Here is a 16,273-nt window from a genome sequence, read left to right as displayed (position 1 = left end):
TAAACTTCCATGTACCTGAGGGCACCGTTGCCAATCAGTCTGGACGCTCTGTGCTAATAATAGTTGCTACTTTGACGCTTTTTTTCGTCAATATTCTGGCTATATCCTTTGGCTATAAACCATATGCCAAACTATTGACCTTATAGCTGCCATCCTAAACAATCGTCCCGGTAATGTCACATTGATATTCTGCCGTCGAGCGGACTCGAACCCTGTGATTCAGTACTATTTTGAACTTTCCGACAAGCGGTCATCAGCTTCCCCGCTAATAGCTGAAACGCCAGGATTTACAGTGATTCAGGACAAGTAATTGCGCATTATTCAAACTCAGGTTTTACCGTTGATCCGGTTAGGAAGATTTGGCCATTCGCTCGTTTTGGATCCTTCAGTCGGGGTATGGACTCTGGTTGTTGCGTAACGATGGCGAGACGTTGCGAATGATGATCGAGGGAGTCGCAAGATGCTTTTGACGGATTTGCGCCGTGCTTCTCAACAGGGCGTCAATATTCCAGGCGAAGCGCAAATCGGAAATATTCAGTTATTTACTCAATACCGAATCAAGGCGACCATGGGCAAGTTGCTCAAGAGCCAGGGAGTGGTCGCACCGTTGGCATCCGTTGTGCAAACGACGTGAAGCCAAGGTCCAACTGCCCGGTGCGGATTGAGCAGGACCTATTCGTTCAATTGTTAGCCAAGAGTGCCGAGCGTGGAATCAGAAGTCAGTCGAGTTCCTCTCATCCATGATCCACGCGCATTGCACGACGATCCGTTGCTGGACGGCCTGCTAGCCCTCTGCACGTTGCATCAGAAACCCGCCAGCGCCGCAATGTTGACCACCGGCCTGCCGTTGCCCAAGCAGCGCTTGAGCGTCGAGTTGCTGCCACGCGCTGCGGCCCGCGCCGGCCTGCAAGGGCGAGTGCTGGTGCGCAAGCTGGAGCAGATCCCGGAAATCGCGATGCCGGCACTGCTGCTGCTCAAGGACGGTCGAAGCGCCGTGCTACTTGGCTGGCAAGGTGAAGATCAGGCTCGGGTGCTGCTGAGCGAAAGCGATGGCGGGGAAAGCCTGGTCAGCCGCGAGCTGCTGGCGGATGACTACATTGGCAAAGTGTTCTTCGCCCAGCCCCAGCACAAATTCGACGTCAATCACGGCACGCTGATTCCGCGTGCGCGGTCGTGGTTCCGCGACACCCTCAAGCGGTCGCGCTGGCTGTATGCCGATGCCATCGCTGCCAGTTTCCTGATCAACATCATCGCCATGGCCGCGCCATTGTTTGTGATGAACGTCTACGACCGTGTAGTGCCGAACCAGGCCGAGTCGACCCTCTGGGTGCTGGCCATCGGTATCTGCGGCGCCTACATGTTCGACCTGATCCTCAAGAGCCTGCGCAGCCTGTGTCTGGATCTTGCCGGCAAGAAAACTGACCTGATCATCTCGGCAACGCTGTTCGAACGCATCGTCGGCATGTCCATGAAGTACCGCCCGGCCCGGGTTGGCAGCTTCGCGCAGAACATCCATGAGTTTCAAAGCCTGCGCGATTTCCTCGCGTCGCTGACCCTGACCAGCCTGATCGACTTGCCGTTTACCCTGCTGATCTTCATGGTCATTGCGATCCTTGGCGGGCACCTGGTGTGGATTCCGGTGCTGGCGTTCCCGCTGGCCTTGCTGATCGGTTACGCGCTGCAGAAACCGCTGGTGGCGACGATGGAGCGCACCATGGCCCTTGGTGCCGAGCGTCAATCGAGCCTGATCGAAACCCTCGCCGGGCTGGACGCGGTGAAGGTCAACAACGCCGAGAGCGAGCGTCAGTACCAGTGGGAGCAAACCATTGGCACGCTCAGCCGCCTCGAGCTGCGGGTGAAAATGCTCTCCGGTCTGGCGATGAACATCACCTTGCTGATCCAGCAACTCGCGGGGGTGATCATGATCGTCTTCGGCGTGTACCAGATCATCGCCGGCAACCTGAGCATGGGCGGCCTCATCGCCTGCTACATGCTCAGTGGCCGTGCGCTCAGCCCACTGGCGTCGTTGTCCGGCCTGCTGACGCGCTACCAGCAAGCCCGGGTGACCATGACTTCGGTCGATCAGATGATGGAATTGCCTCAGGAGCGCAACTTCGAAGAGCGTCCGCTGAGCCGCAAGGTCATCCAAGGTGGCATCGAATGCCGCCAGCTGAATTTCACCTACCCGCAGCAGCAGAACCCCGCGCTGAAAAACATCAACCTGATCATCAAGCCCGGCGAAAAAATCGGCATCATCGGTCGCAGCGGCTCGGGCAAAAGCTCGCTGGCCAAGCTGGTAGTCGGGCTTTATCAGCCGGACGACGGCGCGTTGTTGGTAGACGGTGTCGACATCCGCCAGATCGACGTCAGCGAACTGCGTCATAACATCGGTTACGTACCCCAGGACATCCAGTTGCTCGCCGGTACCCTGCGCGACAACCTGGTTTCGGGTGCGCGTTATGTGGAAGACGAAATGGTGCTGCAAGCCGCCGAACTGGCTGGCGTGCACGAGTTTGCGCGCCTGCATCCGCAGGGTTATGAGTTGCAGGTCGGTGAGCGTGGGCAGAACCTGTCCGGCGGTCAGCGCCAGAACGTCGCCCTGGCACGTGCGCTGCTGCTCAACCCGCCGGTGCTGTTGCTCGATGAACCGACCAGCGCCATGGATAACACCGGTGAAGAACGCCTCAAGCAACGCCTTGCAGCGGTGATTGAAAACAAGACCGTGGTGCTGGTCACGCACCGTGCTTCGCTGTTGTCGCTGGTCGATCGCCTGATCGTCATCGACCGCGGGCAGATACTCGCCGATGGGCCGAAAGCCGTGGTGATGGAAGCGTTGAAAAAGGGGCAGATCAGTGTTGCTTAAGTCCGGGATCAAAGGTTCCATCCGCCGCTATTTCAAAGGCACCGATTCACTGCAGGGCCAGCCGCTTCCCGAGGTCAACAAAGCCCTCATCGAGGATGCGCCGCGTGTGGTGCGGCTGACGATCTGGGGCATCATTGGCTTCTTCATATTCCTTCTGGTCTGGGCCAATTTTGCGGTGATCGACGAGGTCACCAAGGGTGACGGCAAGGCGATTCCTTCGTCGAAGATCCAGAAAATCCAGAACCTTGAAGGCGGTATCGTTTCTGAGCTGTTTGTCTCGGAAGGGCAGATTGTCGAAGCCGGTTCGCCGCTGATCCGCCTGGACGACACACGTTTCGCCTCCAACGTTGGCGAAACCGAAGCCGATCGCCTGTCGATGCTGCTTCGCGTGGAGCGCTTGAGTGCTGAGGTCGATGACCGCCCGCTGAATTTTCCTGCCGACGTGTTGAAAGCCGTTCCCGGTCAGGCCGCGAGCGAGGAATCGTTGTACATCAGCCGTCGCCAGCAACTGCACGATGAAATCGGTGGCCTGCAGGAGCAGTTGATCCAGCGCCAGCAGGAGTTGCGCGAGTTCAGCTCCAAGCAATCCCAGTACCGCAACGGCCTGGCCTTGCAGCGCCAGGAAATCAACATGTCCGAGCCGCTGGTGGCCAAGGGCGCGGTGTCCCCCGTGGAAGTCCTGCGTCTCAAGCGTGCCGAAGTTGAAACCCGCGGCCAGCTGGACGCTACCACCCTGGCTATCCCGCGCGCCGAATCGGCGATCAAGGAAGTGGCGCGCAAGATTGACGAGACCCGGGGCAAATTCCGCAGCGAAGCCCTGACTCAACTCAACGAAGCCCGCACCGACCTGAACAAGGCCCAGGCCACCGGCAAGGCGCTTGAAGACCGCGTCAGCCGGACACTGGTGACATCGCCGGTGCGCGGCATCGTCAACAAGCTGCTGGTGAACACCATCGGTGGCGTGATCCAGCCGGGCAGTGATCTGGTCGAGATCGTGCCGCTGGATGACACTCTGCTGGTGGAGGCGAAGATTCGCCCGCAAGACATCGCCTTCCTGCACCCGGGGCAGGAAGCGACGGTGAAATTCACCGCGTACGACTACACCATCTACGGCGGGCTTAAAGCCAAGCTGGAGCAGATCGGTGCGGACACCATCACCGATGAAGACAAGAAAACCACTTACTACATCATCAAGTTGCGCACGAATAAAAGCCACTTGGGTACGGATGAGAAGCCACTGCTGATCATCCCGGGCATGGTGGCTTCGGTGGATATCATTACCGGCAAGAAGACCGTGCTCAGCTATTTGCTCAAGCCGATTATTCGGGCGCGAGCGGAGGCATTGCACGAGCGGTAGATCGCGGGCGCAGCTGATGGCCCAGTCGCGAGCAAGCTTTGCTCCCACAGGGTGGTCTGGGCCCCCTGTGGTTCATAGGATCTTCTGGGAGCCCCAGGTTTCCATAAAGCCCATGTAATCCTGTGGGAGCAAAGCTTGCTCGCGATGAGGCCCCAAAGAACCCCGCATATCAAAAGCCATATCGTTATTCACTAACGGTATTTAAATTACAATTCTTATACCTATAAAGTCATTCCCCTGCGTACCTGCCGACCAATCGGCGCGCCGCACGACACGAACCAACACGGGACCTCCGTGAGTTTCTTGATCGACGCGCGCGCCTTTGAGCGTGCCGTGCGTGGGAGTGATTTTAATGTCCGCCGTATCCGCCTCCAGCAGCATCGCGCCACAAACCGTCGACATTCGCCCGTTCAGCGGCTCTGTCGGTGCCGAAATCGTCGGCCTTGACCTGTCCCGTCCGATCAATGATCAGGACTTCGCCCGGATCCATCGAGCGCATCTGGATCATCACGTCGTGGTGTTCCGCGACCAACGGATCACCCCCGAACAACAGATCGACTTCAGCCGCCGGTTTGGCGTGCTGCAGATCCATGTCCTCAAGCAGTTCCTGCTCACCGGGCACCCGGAAATCCTCATCGTCTCCAACATCATCGAAAACGGCCAATCCATCGGCCTCGGTGACGCCGGAAAATTCTGGCACTCCGACCTTTCCTATAAAGAACTGCCAAGCCTGGGGTCGATGCTGCATGCGCAAGAACTGCCCTCCGAGGGCGGTGACACGCTGTTCGCCGACATGCACAAAGCCTGGGACAACCTGCCGGACGCGCTGCGCAAAGCCGTCGAAGGCCGCTCGGCTGCACACTCATATACCGCGCGCTACAGCGAGACGAAATTCGAAGGCAACTGGCGTCCGACCCTGACGCCGGAGCAGCTCGCGCAAGTCGCCGAGGTTGTGCACCCCATCGTCCGTACGCACCCGGAAAACGGCCGCAAGGCACTGTTTGTCAGTGAGGGCTTCACCACACGGATCGTCGGCCTGCCGGAAGACGAGAGCCAGCAGCTGCTGGCCGAGCTGTATGCCCACAGCGTGCTCGCGCAAAACATCTATCGCCATCAATGGCAGCCCCACGACCTTGTGTTCTGGGACAACCGCTCGCTGATCCACCTCGCCGCCGGATGCCCAAGCCATCTGCGCCGCAAGCTGTATCGCACGACCATCCAGGGCGACGCGCCTTTCTGATTTGCCGGAGAAACACCATGTCCAAACGTCTTCCATATGCACCCCTGGCCGCCGCCATCGGCCTGGGTTTCAGCCTGATCGCCGGCAGCCTGGTGGCGCCTACCGTGGCTCACGCCGAAGGTGAAATTCGCATCGCTGAACAATTCGGCATCGTTTACCTGCTGCTCAACGTAGTGCGTGATCAAAACCTGATCGAGAAGTACGGCAAGCAGGAAGGGATCGACATCAAGGTCGACTGGACCCAATTGTCGGGCGGTGCCGCAGTCAATGACGCACTGCTCTCTGGCTCGATCGACATCGCGGGCGCGGGCGTAGGGCCGCTGCTGACCATCTGGGATCGCACCCACGGCAAGCAGAACGTCAAGGCTGTCGCCTCTCTTGGCAACTTCCCGTATTACCTGGTGAGCAACAATCCCAAGGTCAAGACCGTTGCCGACTTCACCGAAAAGGACCGCATCGCGGTGCCGGCGGTGGGTGTCTCCGTACAGTCGCGCTTCCTGCAATACGCGGCCGCCAAGCAATGGGGTGACAAGGAATTCAATCGTCTCGACAAGTACACCATCGCGCTGCCGCACCCGGACGCCACGGCTGCGCTGATTGCTGGCGGTACCGAGTTGAGCGGGCATTTCTCCAACCCGCCGTTCCAGGACCAAGCCCTGGAAAACCCCAACGTGCACGTGGTGCTGAACACCTACGACCTGCTCGGTCCGAACTCGCCGACCGTGCTGTTTGCCACCGAGAAATTCCGCGACGAGAACCCGAAGACCTACAAGGCCTTCGTCGACGCACTGACCGAAGCAGCGCAGTTTGCCCAGAACGACAAAGGTGCTGCGGCTGACACTTACATCCGCGTGACCAAGGCGAAAATCGACCGTGCCGCGCTGCTGAAAATCATCGACAACCCGCAGTACGAGTTCAGCGTCACACCGAAAAATACTTATCCGCTGGCCGAATTCCTCTACCGCGTCGGCGCGATCAAAAACAAACCTGACTCCTGGAAAGACTACTTCTTCCAGGATGCCAAGCCACTGCAGGGGAGCTGATCGAGATGAACGCCCCTTTGCAAGGCCACACGGTCAGCAAACCGAACGCAGCAACCCAGGCGTTGCTGTCGGTCGATAAAGTCAGCCTCGAATACCGCACGCCGCAGCGTGTGGTCAGAGCCACCCACCAGGTCAGTTTCGAGATCGATCCGGCAGACCGCTTTGTGCTGCTGGGCCCGTCCGGTTGCGGCAAGTCGACCCTCCTAAAGGCCGTCGCCGGGTTCATTCAACCCTGCGAAGGCGAGATTCGGTTGCAGGGGCAAACTGTGCATGCGCCGGGGCCGGACCGCATCGTGGTGTTCCAGGAGTTCGATCAGCTGCCGCCGTGGAAAACCGTCAAACAGAACGTGATGTTCCCGCTGCTGGCTTCAAAAACCCTCAAGCGCAAAGAGGCTGAAGAGCGTGCTCTGCACTACCTGGACAAAGTCGGTCTGGCGGCGTTTGCCGATGCCTATCCGCATACCCTGTCCGGGGGCATGAAGGCACGGGTCGCGATTGCTCGCGCCTTGGCCATGCAACCCAAAATCCTGCTGATGGACGAGCCCTTCGCCGCCCTCGACGCCCTGACCCGTCGCAAGATGCAGGAAGAACTGCTGCTGCTGTGGGAAGAGGTGCGCTTCACCTTGCTGTTCGTCACCCACTCCATCGAAGAAGCGCTGGTGGTGGGCAATCGCATCCTGTTGTTGTCGCCGCATCCGGGCCGGGTGCGGGCGGAAGTCCACAGCCACCAATACGATTTGCACAGCCTCGGCGGCGTTGAATTCCAGGCCTCGGCGCGACGGATTCATCGGTTGCTGTTCGACGAAGGCCAGTCGCCGGAAACCGAGCGCGAGCTGGATTTTTCCGACATTCGCATCGCTTATTGAGCCATTGAGAGGAGTGCCCGATGAGCCTTTTATCATCCCCGCGCGAAGAATTTGAAACTGATCTGCAGCCGCTTCTGAGCGTGCCGGTGGAGCGTGAACTGCCCTTGCGGCAACGCCTGTGGCAACAAGGCTGGCTGCGCAAGAGCCTGATCCTGGTATTGCTGGCAGTGCTGTGGGAAGTGATTGCACGAATCCAGAACAACGACCTGTTGTTGCCCAGTTTTGTGCAAACCGCCAACGCGCTGTATGGCGGCCTGCTCAGCGGCGAGCTGCTGGGCAAGGTGTGGATCTCGCTGGTGGTGTTGCTCAAGGGTTACCTGATCGGCATCGTCCTGGCGTTCGGCCTGACCACCCTGGCAGTCTCGACCCAGTTTGGCCGCGATCTGCTCAGCACCCTGACCTCCATGTTCAACCCATTGCCGGCGATTGCCTTGTTGCCATTGGCACTGCTGTGGTTCGGCTTGGGGCAGAACAGCCTGATTTTCGTGCTGGTGCATTCGGTGCTGTGGGCGTTGGCGCTGAACACCTACGCAGGCTTTCTCGGAGTGTCGGAAACCCTGCGCATGGCCGGGCGTAACTACGGCCTCAAGGGAATGCGCTTCGTGCTGTTCATCCTGATCCCCGCGGCGTTGCCGTCGATCCTCGCCGGATTGAAAATCGGCTGGGCTTTTGCCTGGCGCACGTTGATCGCTGCCGAGCTGGTGTTTGGTGCGACCAGTGGCAAGGGCGGGTTGGGGTGGTACATTTTTCAGAATCGTAATGAGCTGTACACGGATAAGGTGTTTGCCGGGTTGGCGGTGGTGATTCTGATTGGGTTGCTGGTTGAGAACCTGGTGTTTGATACGTTGGAGCGGGTGACGGTGAAGCGGTGGGGGATGCAGCGGTAATCCAAGAGGCGTCAAGAAGGGGCTTACCTCCTTCTGATTGCCGTAGATATAGTTAATCCATCCATTCGATCCAAGGAGCGACGACGAGCCCGATTGGCATCGCTAAGAGCTGATGTCCCGTTTATCTGAATTTGTTGCGAGAACGTCGAGAGATTGCCGCCTTCAGGCAATGGCGATAAGAACAAATCAGGGTGATGTTCTGAGTAAGCTGGAGTTCTATGACCTGCTGATGTGGGCATCATCGTTTCGCTGTTGATAGGGTAGACTGGTGGCGACGATGGCAACGTTCTCGAGATTTGAGGTAAGTCGGGAAGGTCGGAGTAAGCGGGGGGGTGACTTCTTGGCCGAATGATAGGACCTTCATACCACCCAGCATGTCTAAACATCCCGGAACGTGTAATGCCCAGATAATTGGAAGCTGCGCTTGATATCACGCTTGTTGCGGCAAGTAATGCAGTGGTTTGGGGCGCATAGTTGCCAAGGGTGGCAAGCCCTGTAGCCCAACCCGTGTATCCCAAGAGTATTCCCAGAGCGTTTGCTGGTCTAGGGCCAGTTACTGCCATAGCGCCAAAATTCAAACCAGCGCCAGTACCGCCGAAGAGGCTGCTAATTCCTCCCAGTGTAGGGAATACCCAGTGTCCCGTCGGATCCGACCGATTCACCGGATCCCCAATGCAATACATATACGCATTCAACCCACCCCCTCCAAACGGACTCCAACTGTCCGGGCTATGGAAACGCATTATCTGCGGGTTGTAAGCACGGTAGCCGTTGCCCAGCAAATACCAGCCAATCTTCGCTTCGCGTAATTGGCCGTTGAAGCCCAGCCGGGCCTTGTCTTTCTGTGGCGCGGATTGCTCGCCGTAAGCGGTATAGGCGATGGGGTTATGCTTGCCATCGAGGATTTCGCCAATGACTGAATGGCTGTTGTCGGTTGCCAAAAGCGTCGTGCGTTGCCAAGTGGATGTCTTCTTATCAAGAGGCTTGAGTTGGGTCATGCCGAGCTTCGCCGAAGTATTGTCGAGGATATTAGTTGTACACCTCACGACGTCTGTCGAGAACTAGCAGAACTGCTAGGAGTAAGAAGTTGATCGAGGAAAAGATCGCAGTCTTCGGCAGCTCCTACAAAGGTTTGCGGCCACCGTGCAGGAGCTGCCGAAGGCTGCGATCCTTTGATCTGCTAGCATTGCGCCTGGATCAATCTTGATCGCATACGGGTGCTCACCATGCAATTACCAGATATGAACCTGTTGGTCGCCCTCGACGCCTTGCTCGACGAGGGCAGCGTGGTTGGCGCGGCGCGGCGGATGAATCTCAGCCCGGCGGCGATGAGCCGGACGTTGACGCGCATTCGTGAGGCCATCGGCGATCCGATCCTGGTGCGCGCCGGCCGTGGTCTGGTGCCGACGCCCAAGGCGCTGGAGTTGCGTGAGCAGGTGCGCGATTTGGTGGAGCAGGCCTCGCTGCTGTTTCGCTCGGCGGATGACGTGGATCTGGGCAGCTTGCGCCGGCGCTTCAGCATTCGCGCCAATGACTTTTTTGTCGGGGTGTATGGCGGCAAGCTGTTCGACACCATGGAACGTCAGGCCCCGCATTGTGAGTTGCGCTTCGTTCCGGAAGGCGATGGTGATGATGAAGCCTTGCGCGAGGGACGGATCGACCTGAATGTCAGCAACAATCGCCCGCTGATGCCTGAGGTGAAAGTGCAGAACCTGTTCGCCACGCATTTCGTCGGACTGGTGCGGGAAGATCATCCGTTGTTCGATGATGAGATCACCGCCGAGCGCTACGCAGGGTTTTCCCATATCAGCATGTCCCGGCGCGGCATTGCCCGTGGGCCGATCGACACGGCGCTGAGTGCGTTGGGCCTGGAGCGACGGGTGGCGGTGATTGCGCCGAGTTTCCATGCGGCAATGTTTGCGTTGCCGGATTCCGACCTGATCCTGCCGGTGCCCAAGGAAGCACTGTTGAGCATCCGACGCCTGGGCCTGAAGCTGCGTTCGTTTACCCTGCCGATTCCGCTGCCCACCATCATGCTGACCCAGGCCTGGCACCCGCGTTTCGACAAGGACCCGGCGCATCGGTGGCTGCGCGAGACGTTGAAGGCGTGTTGCGATGAGACCTGGTTGGCCGCGCAGCCGGGTTGAGGGTGAAATACCTGTAGGAGTGAGCCTGCTCGCGATGGTGGGCCCGGCGCATCTTGGGAAGCTGACTCCATCGCGAGCAGGCTCTCCTACAGAAGGTATTGCTGCGCCACACGCACTTATAACCTGCCAATAAGTTGATTTTCGTCAGCCCCCCACCTTTCCTAAAATGCCCGGGTATTCAAATCCCGGAGCCGCAGTACATGACATCCCTCACGGTCCCGGCACCTGTCGCCACGGCCGCTGCTTCACCCCCGGTATTCGGTGCACGAATCATCATCGGCCTGGTCGGCGTGCTGATCGCCGTGCTGGTATCCGGCCTCAACGAGATGGTCACCAAAGTGGCCCTCGCTGACATCCGCGGCGCACTGGCCATCGGTTACGACGAAGGCACGTGGCTGGTCGCCAGCTACACCGCCACTTCGGTGGCGGCCATGGCCTTCGCACCTTGGTGCTCGGTAACGTTCTCCCTGCGTCGATTCACCCTTTGGGCCATCAGCGTGTTCACCGTGCTGGGCGTGCTGTGCCCGTTCGCCCCGAACTACGAAAGCCTGCTGGTGATGCGTACCTTGCAAGGCCTGGCGGGTGGCGCGTTGCCGCCGATGCTGATGACGGTCGCGCTGCGCTTCCTGCCGGCCAACGTGAAGCTCTACGGCCTCGCGGGTTATGCGCTGACAGCGACGTTCGGTCCCGGCCTGGGTACTCCGCTGGCCGGGCTATGGACCGAATATGTCGGCTGGCAATGGACCTTCTGGCAAATCGTTGCGCCCTGCCTGATCGCCATGGTCGCGGTGGCCTACGGATTGCCCCAGGATCCGGTGCGCCTGGAGCGCTTCAAACAGTTCAACTGGCGCGGCCTGCTACTGGGGTTTCCGGCGATCTGCATGCTGGTGATCGGCATCCTGCAAGGCAATCGCCTGGACTGGTTCGAGTCGAGCCTGATCTGCACGCTGCTTGGTGGCGGCTTGTTGTTGCTGGTGCTGTTCCTGATCAACGAATGGTCGCAACCCATTCCATTTTTCAAGATGCAGATGCTCGGCATCCGCAACCTGGCCTTCGCCTTGTTGACCCTTGCCGGGGTGCTGGTGGTGTTGCTGGCGGTGGTCATTCTGCCGTCGAGTTACCTGGCGCAGGTCCAGGGCTACAGACCGGTACAGACCGCGCCAATCATGTTGTTGGCGGCGCTGCCGCAGTTGATTGCGCTGCCGCTGGTGGCGGCGCTGTGCAACATGCGCTGGGTTGATTGCCGATGGGTGCTGGGGCTCGGCCTGAGCATGCTGGTGCTGTCCTGCGTGGGTGGCTCGCATCTGACATCGGCGTGGATTCGCGACGATTTCTATGTGCTGCAACTGCTGCAGATTTTCGGCCAGCCGATGGCGGTGTTGCCGCTGTTGATGCTCTCGACCGGCAGCATCAGCCCCATGGAAGGCCCGTTCGCCTCGGCCTGGTTCAACACCGTGAAAGGCCTGTCGGCGGTCATCGCCACTGGCGTAATCGATGCGCTGACCACGGTACGGCTGCATTTTCATTCGACCATGCTGGTCGATCGTCTGGGCAACTCGCCCTTGGCCGACAGTGACAGTGCCGGTCTCGCCCACCGCGTGCACGAGCAGGCCGTGGTGCTGACCGCTTCGGATATTTACTTGTGCATGGCCGGCGTCGCACTGGCGCTGATCCTGCTGATTTTCTGGCTGCCGACGCGCATCTATCCACCCCGGGCGCCGACTTGAACGCTCCACGAAACAGAAGGTTTTTATGACGACTTTATCCAGGAAAAAAGTGGCTGTCGGCATCACTGCCGTGGTCGTGCTTGGCGTATTGATTTACCTGCTGGCGCCAGGCCTGTTCGGCAAGCGCACGCACCAGACCACCAACGATGCCTTCGTCTCGGCGGACTTCACCCTGGTGGTGCCGCGCGTTGCCGGGTTCATCAAGGAAGTGCTGGTGGAAGACAACCAGCAGGTCAAGGCCGGACAGCTGCTGGCGCTGATCGATGACCGCGACCTGCGCGCCGCCGCACAAGCCGCCGATGCTGAAACATTGGTGGCCAGGGCGCAGCTGCAAAACGCCCGGGCGACGCTTGAGCGGCAAACCTCGGTGATCGCCCAAGCTCAGGCGAGCGTGGTGTCGGCCAAGGCTGAGATGGCTTTTGCCGAGCATGAACTGAACCGCTATAACCACCTCGCCGGCGTGGGTGCCGGCACGGTGCAGAACGCGCAGCAGGCACGGACGCGCATTGATCAGGCGTCCGCCAAGCTGGCGAATGTCACCGCGGTATTGGCCGCAGAGCGCAAGCAGGTGGACATCCTCATGGCCCAGCGCGATGCGGCTGACGGCGGCCTGAAACGTGCGCAGGCAGCGCTGGAAATCGCCAGCTTTGAACTGTCCTATACGCGCATCGTCGCGCCTCAGGACGGCATGGTTGGCGAGCGAGCAGTGCGCGTCGGCGCGTATGTCACGCCTGGCAGCAAGATCCTCGCGGTGGTACCGCTGGCGCAGGCGTACGTGGTGGCAAACTTTCAGGAAACCCAACTGACCGATGTACAGCCCGGACAGCAGGTCCAGGTGCGCGTCGATAGTCTCGACGGCAAGGCGCTTACCGGTCGCGTGGAAAGCATTGCACCGGCCACAGGGGTGACGTTTGCCTCGATCAAGCCGGACAACGCGACCGGGAATTTCACCAAAGTTGTGCAGCGGATTCCGGTGAAAATTGTGCTCGATGCGGGTCAGCCGTTGGCGGAGCGGTTGCGGGTGGGGATGTCGGTGGAGGCGAGTATCGACACTGCTGCGGCCGATAAGCATGAGGTTGCGCAGCGATGAAGATGTTTGTTGATAGGGCTGATGTCTTCGCGAGCAGGCTCACTCCTACAGGAGCAGGCCGCAAGCCGCAACTGACCCTTTGTGCCTTGTTGGTCATGAGCCTCTCAGCCTGCACCGTAGGTCCCGATTTCCACAAACCCCAGGCGCAACAAGTCGCCGAATGGGCGCAACCCACAAAAGTCGCCGCCAGCCAGGCCGTCGCCGAAAACATGGGCGAGCGCTGGTGGGAAGTCTTCAACGACCCCAAGCTGTCAGCACTCACCCAGCGCGCCCTCACCGATAACCTCGACCTGAAACTCGCCAGCAGTCGCCTGCAGCAAAGCCGCGCCGCGCGCCAGGTGATCACTGCCGACCGTTACCCCAACACCGCCGCCACCGGCAGCTACGGGCGCAAACGCAACAGCGGCGAAGGGCTGAACGACCCCTCTGGCAACAACGGCGATTCTGCTTTCAGCTTATGGGATGCCGGCTTCTCGGCCTCATGGGAACTGGACTTCTGGGGCCGCGTGCAGCGCGAGACCGAGGCTGCCGATGCCACCCTCGAAGTCGCCGAAAATGACCGTCGTGGGGTACTGCTGTCGGTCCTCGCGGAAACCGCCCGGGACTACATCCAGTTGCGCGGAGTGCAAGGCACCCGAGCCGTCACCGAGCAGAACCTCGACGTCGCCCGGCATAGCCTCAAGCTTTCCCAACTGCGCCTGGCCGACGGCGTCGCTACGGACCTGGATGTCGCAGAAGCCGCTGCGCAAGTCGCCGCCATCGAGTCGCGCCTGCCGGCCCTTGAGCAACGCCAGTCGCAACTGATCAACGCGCTGAGCTTGCTGATGGGTGAACCGCCGCACGCGCTGTCCGCCGAATTGGCCGCCGATGCGCCTGTACCGCAAACCCCAAGCCAGATCGCCATCGGCCTGCCATCGCAGCTGGCTGAGCGGCGTCCGGATATCCGTCAGGCCGAAGCGCGTCTGCATGCCGCCACCGCGAGTATCGGCGTGGCCAAGGGTGATTTTTACCCGCGGATTACCTTGTCGGGAAACATCGGCTCCCAGGCCATGCAGTTGAGCGATTTTGGTAGCTGGGGTTCTCGTGCATTCGGCATCGGCCCGCAGTTCAGCCTGCCGCTGTTCGACGGCGGCCGCTTGCGCGGCGTGCTCAACCTGCGTGAAGCCCAGCAACAGGAAGCGGCCGTCGCTTATCAGCAAACAGTTTTGCGCGCCTGGCATGAGATCGATGATCAGCTGAGCGCCTACAACGCCAGTCAGCGCCGCCGCGACAGCCTCGCCGAAGCCGTGCGCCAGAACCAGATCGCGCTGACGACGGCGCAACGACAATATGTTGAAGGAGTAGTCGATTTCGTCAACGTCCTTACCGTACAGGGCGAGTTGCTGGCGACCCAGGAACAATGGGTGGAAAGCTCGACCGGGGTGTCGTTGGCGATGGTTGGTTTGTACAAAGCGTTGGGTGGGGGATGGGAGTCGGTGTATCCGCTTGAGCGCGCCAGTGTGAGCCGCTGATCAACACCCTTTTGCCAGTTGCTGCGTAAAGTGTAATGATAATTGCTATCAATCACACACGTGTAGACCACCCATGGACGCAGCGACTGACGGCAACGACTCCCTTCATCGTCTTTACCGCGATAACCATGGCTGGCTGCAAGGCTGGCTGCGCAAGCGTTTGGGCGACCGTGAGCATGCGGCGGATGTAGCCCAGGACACGTTTTTGCGCCTGCTGGTGTCCGGGCGCTTGCCCGGCCCGCTGGAAAGCCGCAGTTACCTGACGCAGATTGCCCGCAACCTGGTGATCGACCAGTGGCGGCGCCTGCGGATCGAGCGCGCCTATCTGGAAAGCATCGCCCATCTGCCGGATCCGGAATCGCCCTCACTGGAAACCCGCGCCTTGATCCTTGAGACCCTGACGCAGATCGACGCGATGCTCGATCGCATGCCGGATAACGTGCGCCAGGCCTTCCTGTTGTCGCAATTCGAAGGGTTGAGCTACGCGCAAATTGCCGAGCGCCTCGGGGTCACGGTCAGTTCGGTGCAGAAGTACATGACCCGGGCGATTCTGGCCTGCTATCAGCTGGTTTATGAAACATGAGCCGGGCGCTTGATGCACCGATCGATACCGCGATCGTCGAGCAGGCGAGTGAATGGCTGATGCTGCATTGGGGCGGTGAAATGAATGCCGAGCAGCGCCTGGCGTTCAACACTTGGCAGCACGCCCATTCTGAGCACCGCCGCGCCTGGCAACGACTGCAGCAGCTACAGGAAACCTTCGGCGCGGTGCCTGCAGGGTGCGCGCGGGCGGTGCTGCGCGACAACCCCGACCCGCAACGTCGCGCAGCGTTGAAAATGCTCGGTCTATTGCTGGTCGCCGGCGGCAGCGGGTACCTGCTGCAAAATCAGGTGTCCTGGCGCTCCACCTTCGCCGAGCATCGCACGGCAACCGGCGAAATTCGCCACATGACCTTGAGCGATGGCACTCGGCTCGACCTCAACAGTAACAGCGGCATCGACCTGCGCTTCACCGCGCAGGAACGCCGGATCCGCTTGCTCAGCGGTGAAATCCTGCTCACCAGTGGACACGACCCGATACGTCCGTTGATCGTGGAAACCGCCAGCGGTGATGTCCAGGCCTTGGGCACCCGGTTCTCCGTGCGTGAAATGGACGATGGTGCACGCGTCGAATTGTACGAAGGCCAGTTGCGCATCAGCCCGCGACATGGCGCCTCGGTGCACATGAATGCCGGTGACAGCCTGTGGTTCAGCGCCACCGGTGCGGGCCCGAGGCAACCCGCGAATCCGGATGACAGCAGCTGGAGCCAGGGCCGACTGGTGGCGGAGCGGCAGCCGCTCGGTCGCTTCCTCGTCGAGCTCGCGCGTTACAGGCCTGGCTGGATTCGTTGCGACGATGCCGCCTCTAAGCTGCTGTTGACCGGGGTATTCCCGCTCGACAACACCGACTCCGTGCTGGCCGCCCTCGAACGCACGCTGCCGGTACAGGTCGAGTCCGTGACCCGCTACTGGGTGACGGTTAAACGCCGCGTTTGACGCCGA

The 16,273-nt window shown here is 60.1% G+C and carries 13 protein-coding genes and 1 pseudogene; 13 read left to right on the top strand and 1 reads right to left on the bottom strand.

From position 1 onward, the window contains the following. Positions 1-517: 517 nt before the first annotated feature. The 7 genes and pseudogenes from ACYZTK_RS14735 to ACYZTK_RS14705 form a co-directional block, all read left to right on the top strand. Positions 518-665 (top strand): annotated as a pseudogene (locus tag ACYZTK_RS14735) (TolC family outer membrane protein); the annotation flags it as partial. Positions 666-706: 41 nt separating this feature from the next. Then, on the top strand, positions 707-2,863 hold the full coding sequence (locus ACYZTK_RS14730) for a type I secretion system permease/ATPase (RefSeq protein ID WP_462010567.1): 2,157 nt from the start codon (positions 707-709) through the stop codon (positions 2,861-2,863). Next, the gene (locus ACYZTK_RS14725) at positions 2,853-4,220 is read left to right on the top strand and encodes an HlyD family type I secretion periplasmic adaptor subunit (protein WP_462010566.1); all 1,368 of its coding nucleotides are present in this window, start codon (positions 2,853-2,855) and stop codon (positions 4,218-4,220) included. Before ACYZTK_RS14730 ends, ACYZTK_RS14725 begins: the two co-directional genes overlap by 11 nt. Positions 4,221-4,572: 352 nt before the next feature. After that, a complete protein-coding gene (locus tag ACYZTK_RS14720; protein ID WP_462010565.1) occupies positions 4,573-5,460 on the top strand; it encodes a TauD/TfdA dioxygenase family protein in 888 nt (295 codons plus the stop codon). A 17-nt stretch (positions 5,461-5,477) separates the two neighbouring features. Further along, positions 5,478-6,503 (top strand): ABC transporter substrate-binding protein, encoded by a 1,026-nt coding sequence (locus ACYZTK_RS14715; protein WP_462010564.1) that lies wholly within the window; start codon positions 5,478-5,480, stop codon positions 6,501-6,503. Positions 6,504-6,508: 5 nt separating this feature from the next. Next, positions 6,509-7,369 (top strand): ABC transporter ATP-binding protein, encoded by an 861-nt coding sequence (locus tag ACYZTK_RS14710; protein ID WP_462010563.1) that lies wholly within the window; start codon positions 6,509-6,511, stop codon positions 7,367-7,369. Positions 7,370-7,389: 20 nt separating this feature from the next. Continuing rightward, positions 7,390-8,256, top strand: a complete 867-nt coding sequence (locus ACYZTK_RS14705) for an ABC transporter permease (protein WP_462010562.1) — start codon at positions 7,390-7,392, stop codon at positions 8,254-8,256. Positions 8,257-8,279: 23 nt separating this feature from the next. On the opposite strand, the gene ACYZTK_RS14700 is transcribed toward ACYZTK_RS14705, so the two are convergent. Next, entirely contained in the window at positions 8,280-9,254 is a 975-nt protein-coding gene (locus tag ACYZTK_RS14700; RefSeq protein ID WP_462010561.1) for an RHS repeat-associated core domain-containing protein, read from the bottom strand. A gap of 228 nt (positions 9,255-9,482) precedes the next feature. On the opposite strand from ACYZTK_RS14700, the gene ACYZTK_RS14695 reads away from it, so the two are divergent. From ACYZTK_RS14695 to ACYZTK_RS14670, 6 genes are all read left to right on the top strand, one after another. Further along, positions 9,483-10,403 carry a LysR family transcriptional regulator gene (locus ACYZTK_RS14695; RefSeq protein ID WP_462010560.1) on the top strand — a complete coding sequence of 307 codons (921 nt, stop codon included), beginning with the start codon at positions 9,483-9,485 and terminating at the stop codon, positions 10,401-10,403. 200 nt (positions 10,404-10,603) lie between these two features. Next, positions 10,604-12,130 (top strand): MFS transporter, encoded by a 1,527-nt coding sequence (locus ACYZTK_RS14690; RefSeq protein WP_462010559.1) that lies wholly within the window; start codon positions 10,604-10,606, stop codon positions 12,128-12,130. 25 nt (positions 12,131-12,155) lie between these two features. Further along, positions 12,156-13,220, top strand: a complete 1,065-nt coding sequence (locus ACYZTK_RS14685) for an HlyD family secretion protein (protein WP_462010558.1) — start codon at positions 12,156-12,158, stop codon at positions 13,218-13,220. Beyond that, the gene (locus ACYZTK_RS14680) at positions 13,217-14,731 is read left to right on the top strand and encodes an efflux transporter outer membrane subunit (protein ID WP_462010557.1); all 1,515 of its coding nucleotides are present in this window, start codon (positions 13,217-13,219) and stop codon (positions 14,729-14,731) included. The genes ACYZTK_RS14685 and ACYZTK_RS14680 overlap by 4 nt, the downstream gene beginning before the upstream one ends. Before the next feature lie 73 nt (positions 14,732-14,804). Further along, entirely contained in the window at positions 14,805-15,314 is a 510-nt protein-coding gene (locus ACYZTK_RS14675) for a sigma-70 family RNA polymerase sigma factor (protein ID WP_462010556.1), read from the top strand. Continuing rightward, positions 15,311-16,267: a FecR domain-containing protein gene (locus ACYZTK_RS14670; protein ID WP_462010555.1), complete on the top strand. Its 957-nt coding sequence runs from the start codon at positions 15,311-15,313 to the stop codon at positions 16,265-16,267. Before ACYZTK_RS14675 ends, ACYZTK_RS14670 begins: the two co-directional genes overlap by 4 nt. Positions 16,268-16,273 lie beyond the last annotated feature (6 nt).

The sequence above is a fragment of the Pseudomonas sp. LB3P31 genome, from assembly GCF_054897945.1.
Note: the sequence above shows the minus strand (reverse complement) of the source record. Positions and strands in the feature narration are given on the sequence as shown.

Excerpts from the sequence above, each read along its gene's own strand:
- ACYZTK_RS14720 (WP_462010565.1), top strand. The coding sequence starts at position 4,573 with ATGTCCGCCGTATCCGCCTCCAGCAGCATCGCGCCACAAACCGTCGAC.
- ACYZTK_RS14715 (WP_462010564.1), top strand. The coding sequence starts at position 5,478 with ATGTCCAAACGTCTTCCATATGCACCCCTGGCCGCCGCCATCGGCCTG.
- ACYZTK_RS14710 (WP_462010563.1), top strand. The coding sequence starts at position 6,509 with ATGAACGCCCCTTTGCAAGGCCACACGGTCAGCAAACCGAACGCAGCA.
- ACYZTK_RS14705 (WP_462010562.1), top strand. The coding sequence starts at position 7,390 with ATGAGCCTTTTATCATCCCCGCGCGAAGAATTTGAAACTGATCTGCAG.
- ACYZTK_RS14700 (WP_462010561.1), bottom strand. The coding sequence starts at position 9,254 with ATGACCCAACTCAAGCCTCTTGATAAGAAGACATCCACTTGGCAACGC.
- ACYZTK_RS14695 (WP_462010560.1), top strand. The coding sequence starts at position 9,483 with ATGCAATTACCAGATATGAACCTGTTGGTCGCCCTCGACGCCTTGCTC.
- ACYZTK_RS14690 (WP_462010559.1), top strand. The coding sequence starts at position 10,604 with ATGACATCCCTCACGGTCCCGGCACCTGTCGCCACGGCCGCTGCTTCA.
- ACYZTK_RS14685 (WP_462010558.1), top strand. The coding sequence starts at position 12,156 with ATGACGACTTTATCCAGGAAAAAAGTGGCTGTCGGCATCACTGCCGTG.
- ACYZTK_RS14680 (WP_462010557.1), top strand. The coding sequence starts at position 13,217 with ATGAAGATGTTTGTTGATAGGGCTGATGTCTTCGCGAGCAGGCTCACT.
- ACYZTK_RS14675 (WP_462010556.1), top strand. The coding sequence starts at position 14,805 with ATGGACGCAGCGACTGACGGCAACGACTCCCTTCATCGTCTTTACCGC.
- ACYZTK_RS14670 (WP_462010555.1), top strand. The coding sequence starts at position 15,311 with ATGAGCCGGGCGCTTGATGCACCGATCGATACCGCGATCGTCGAGCAG.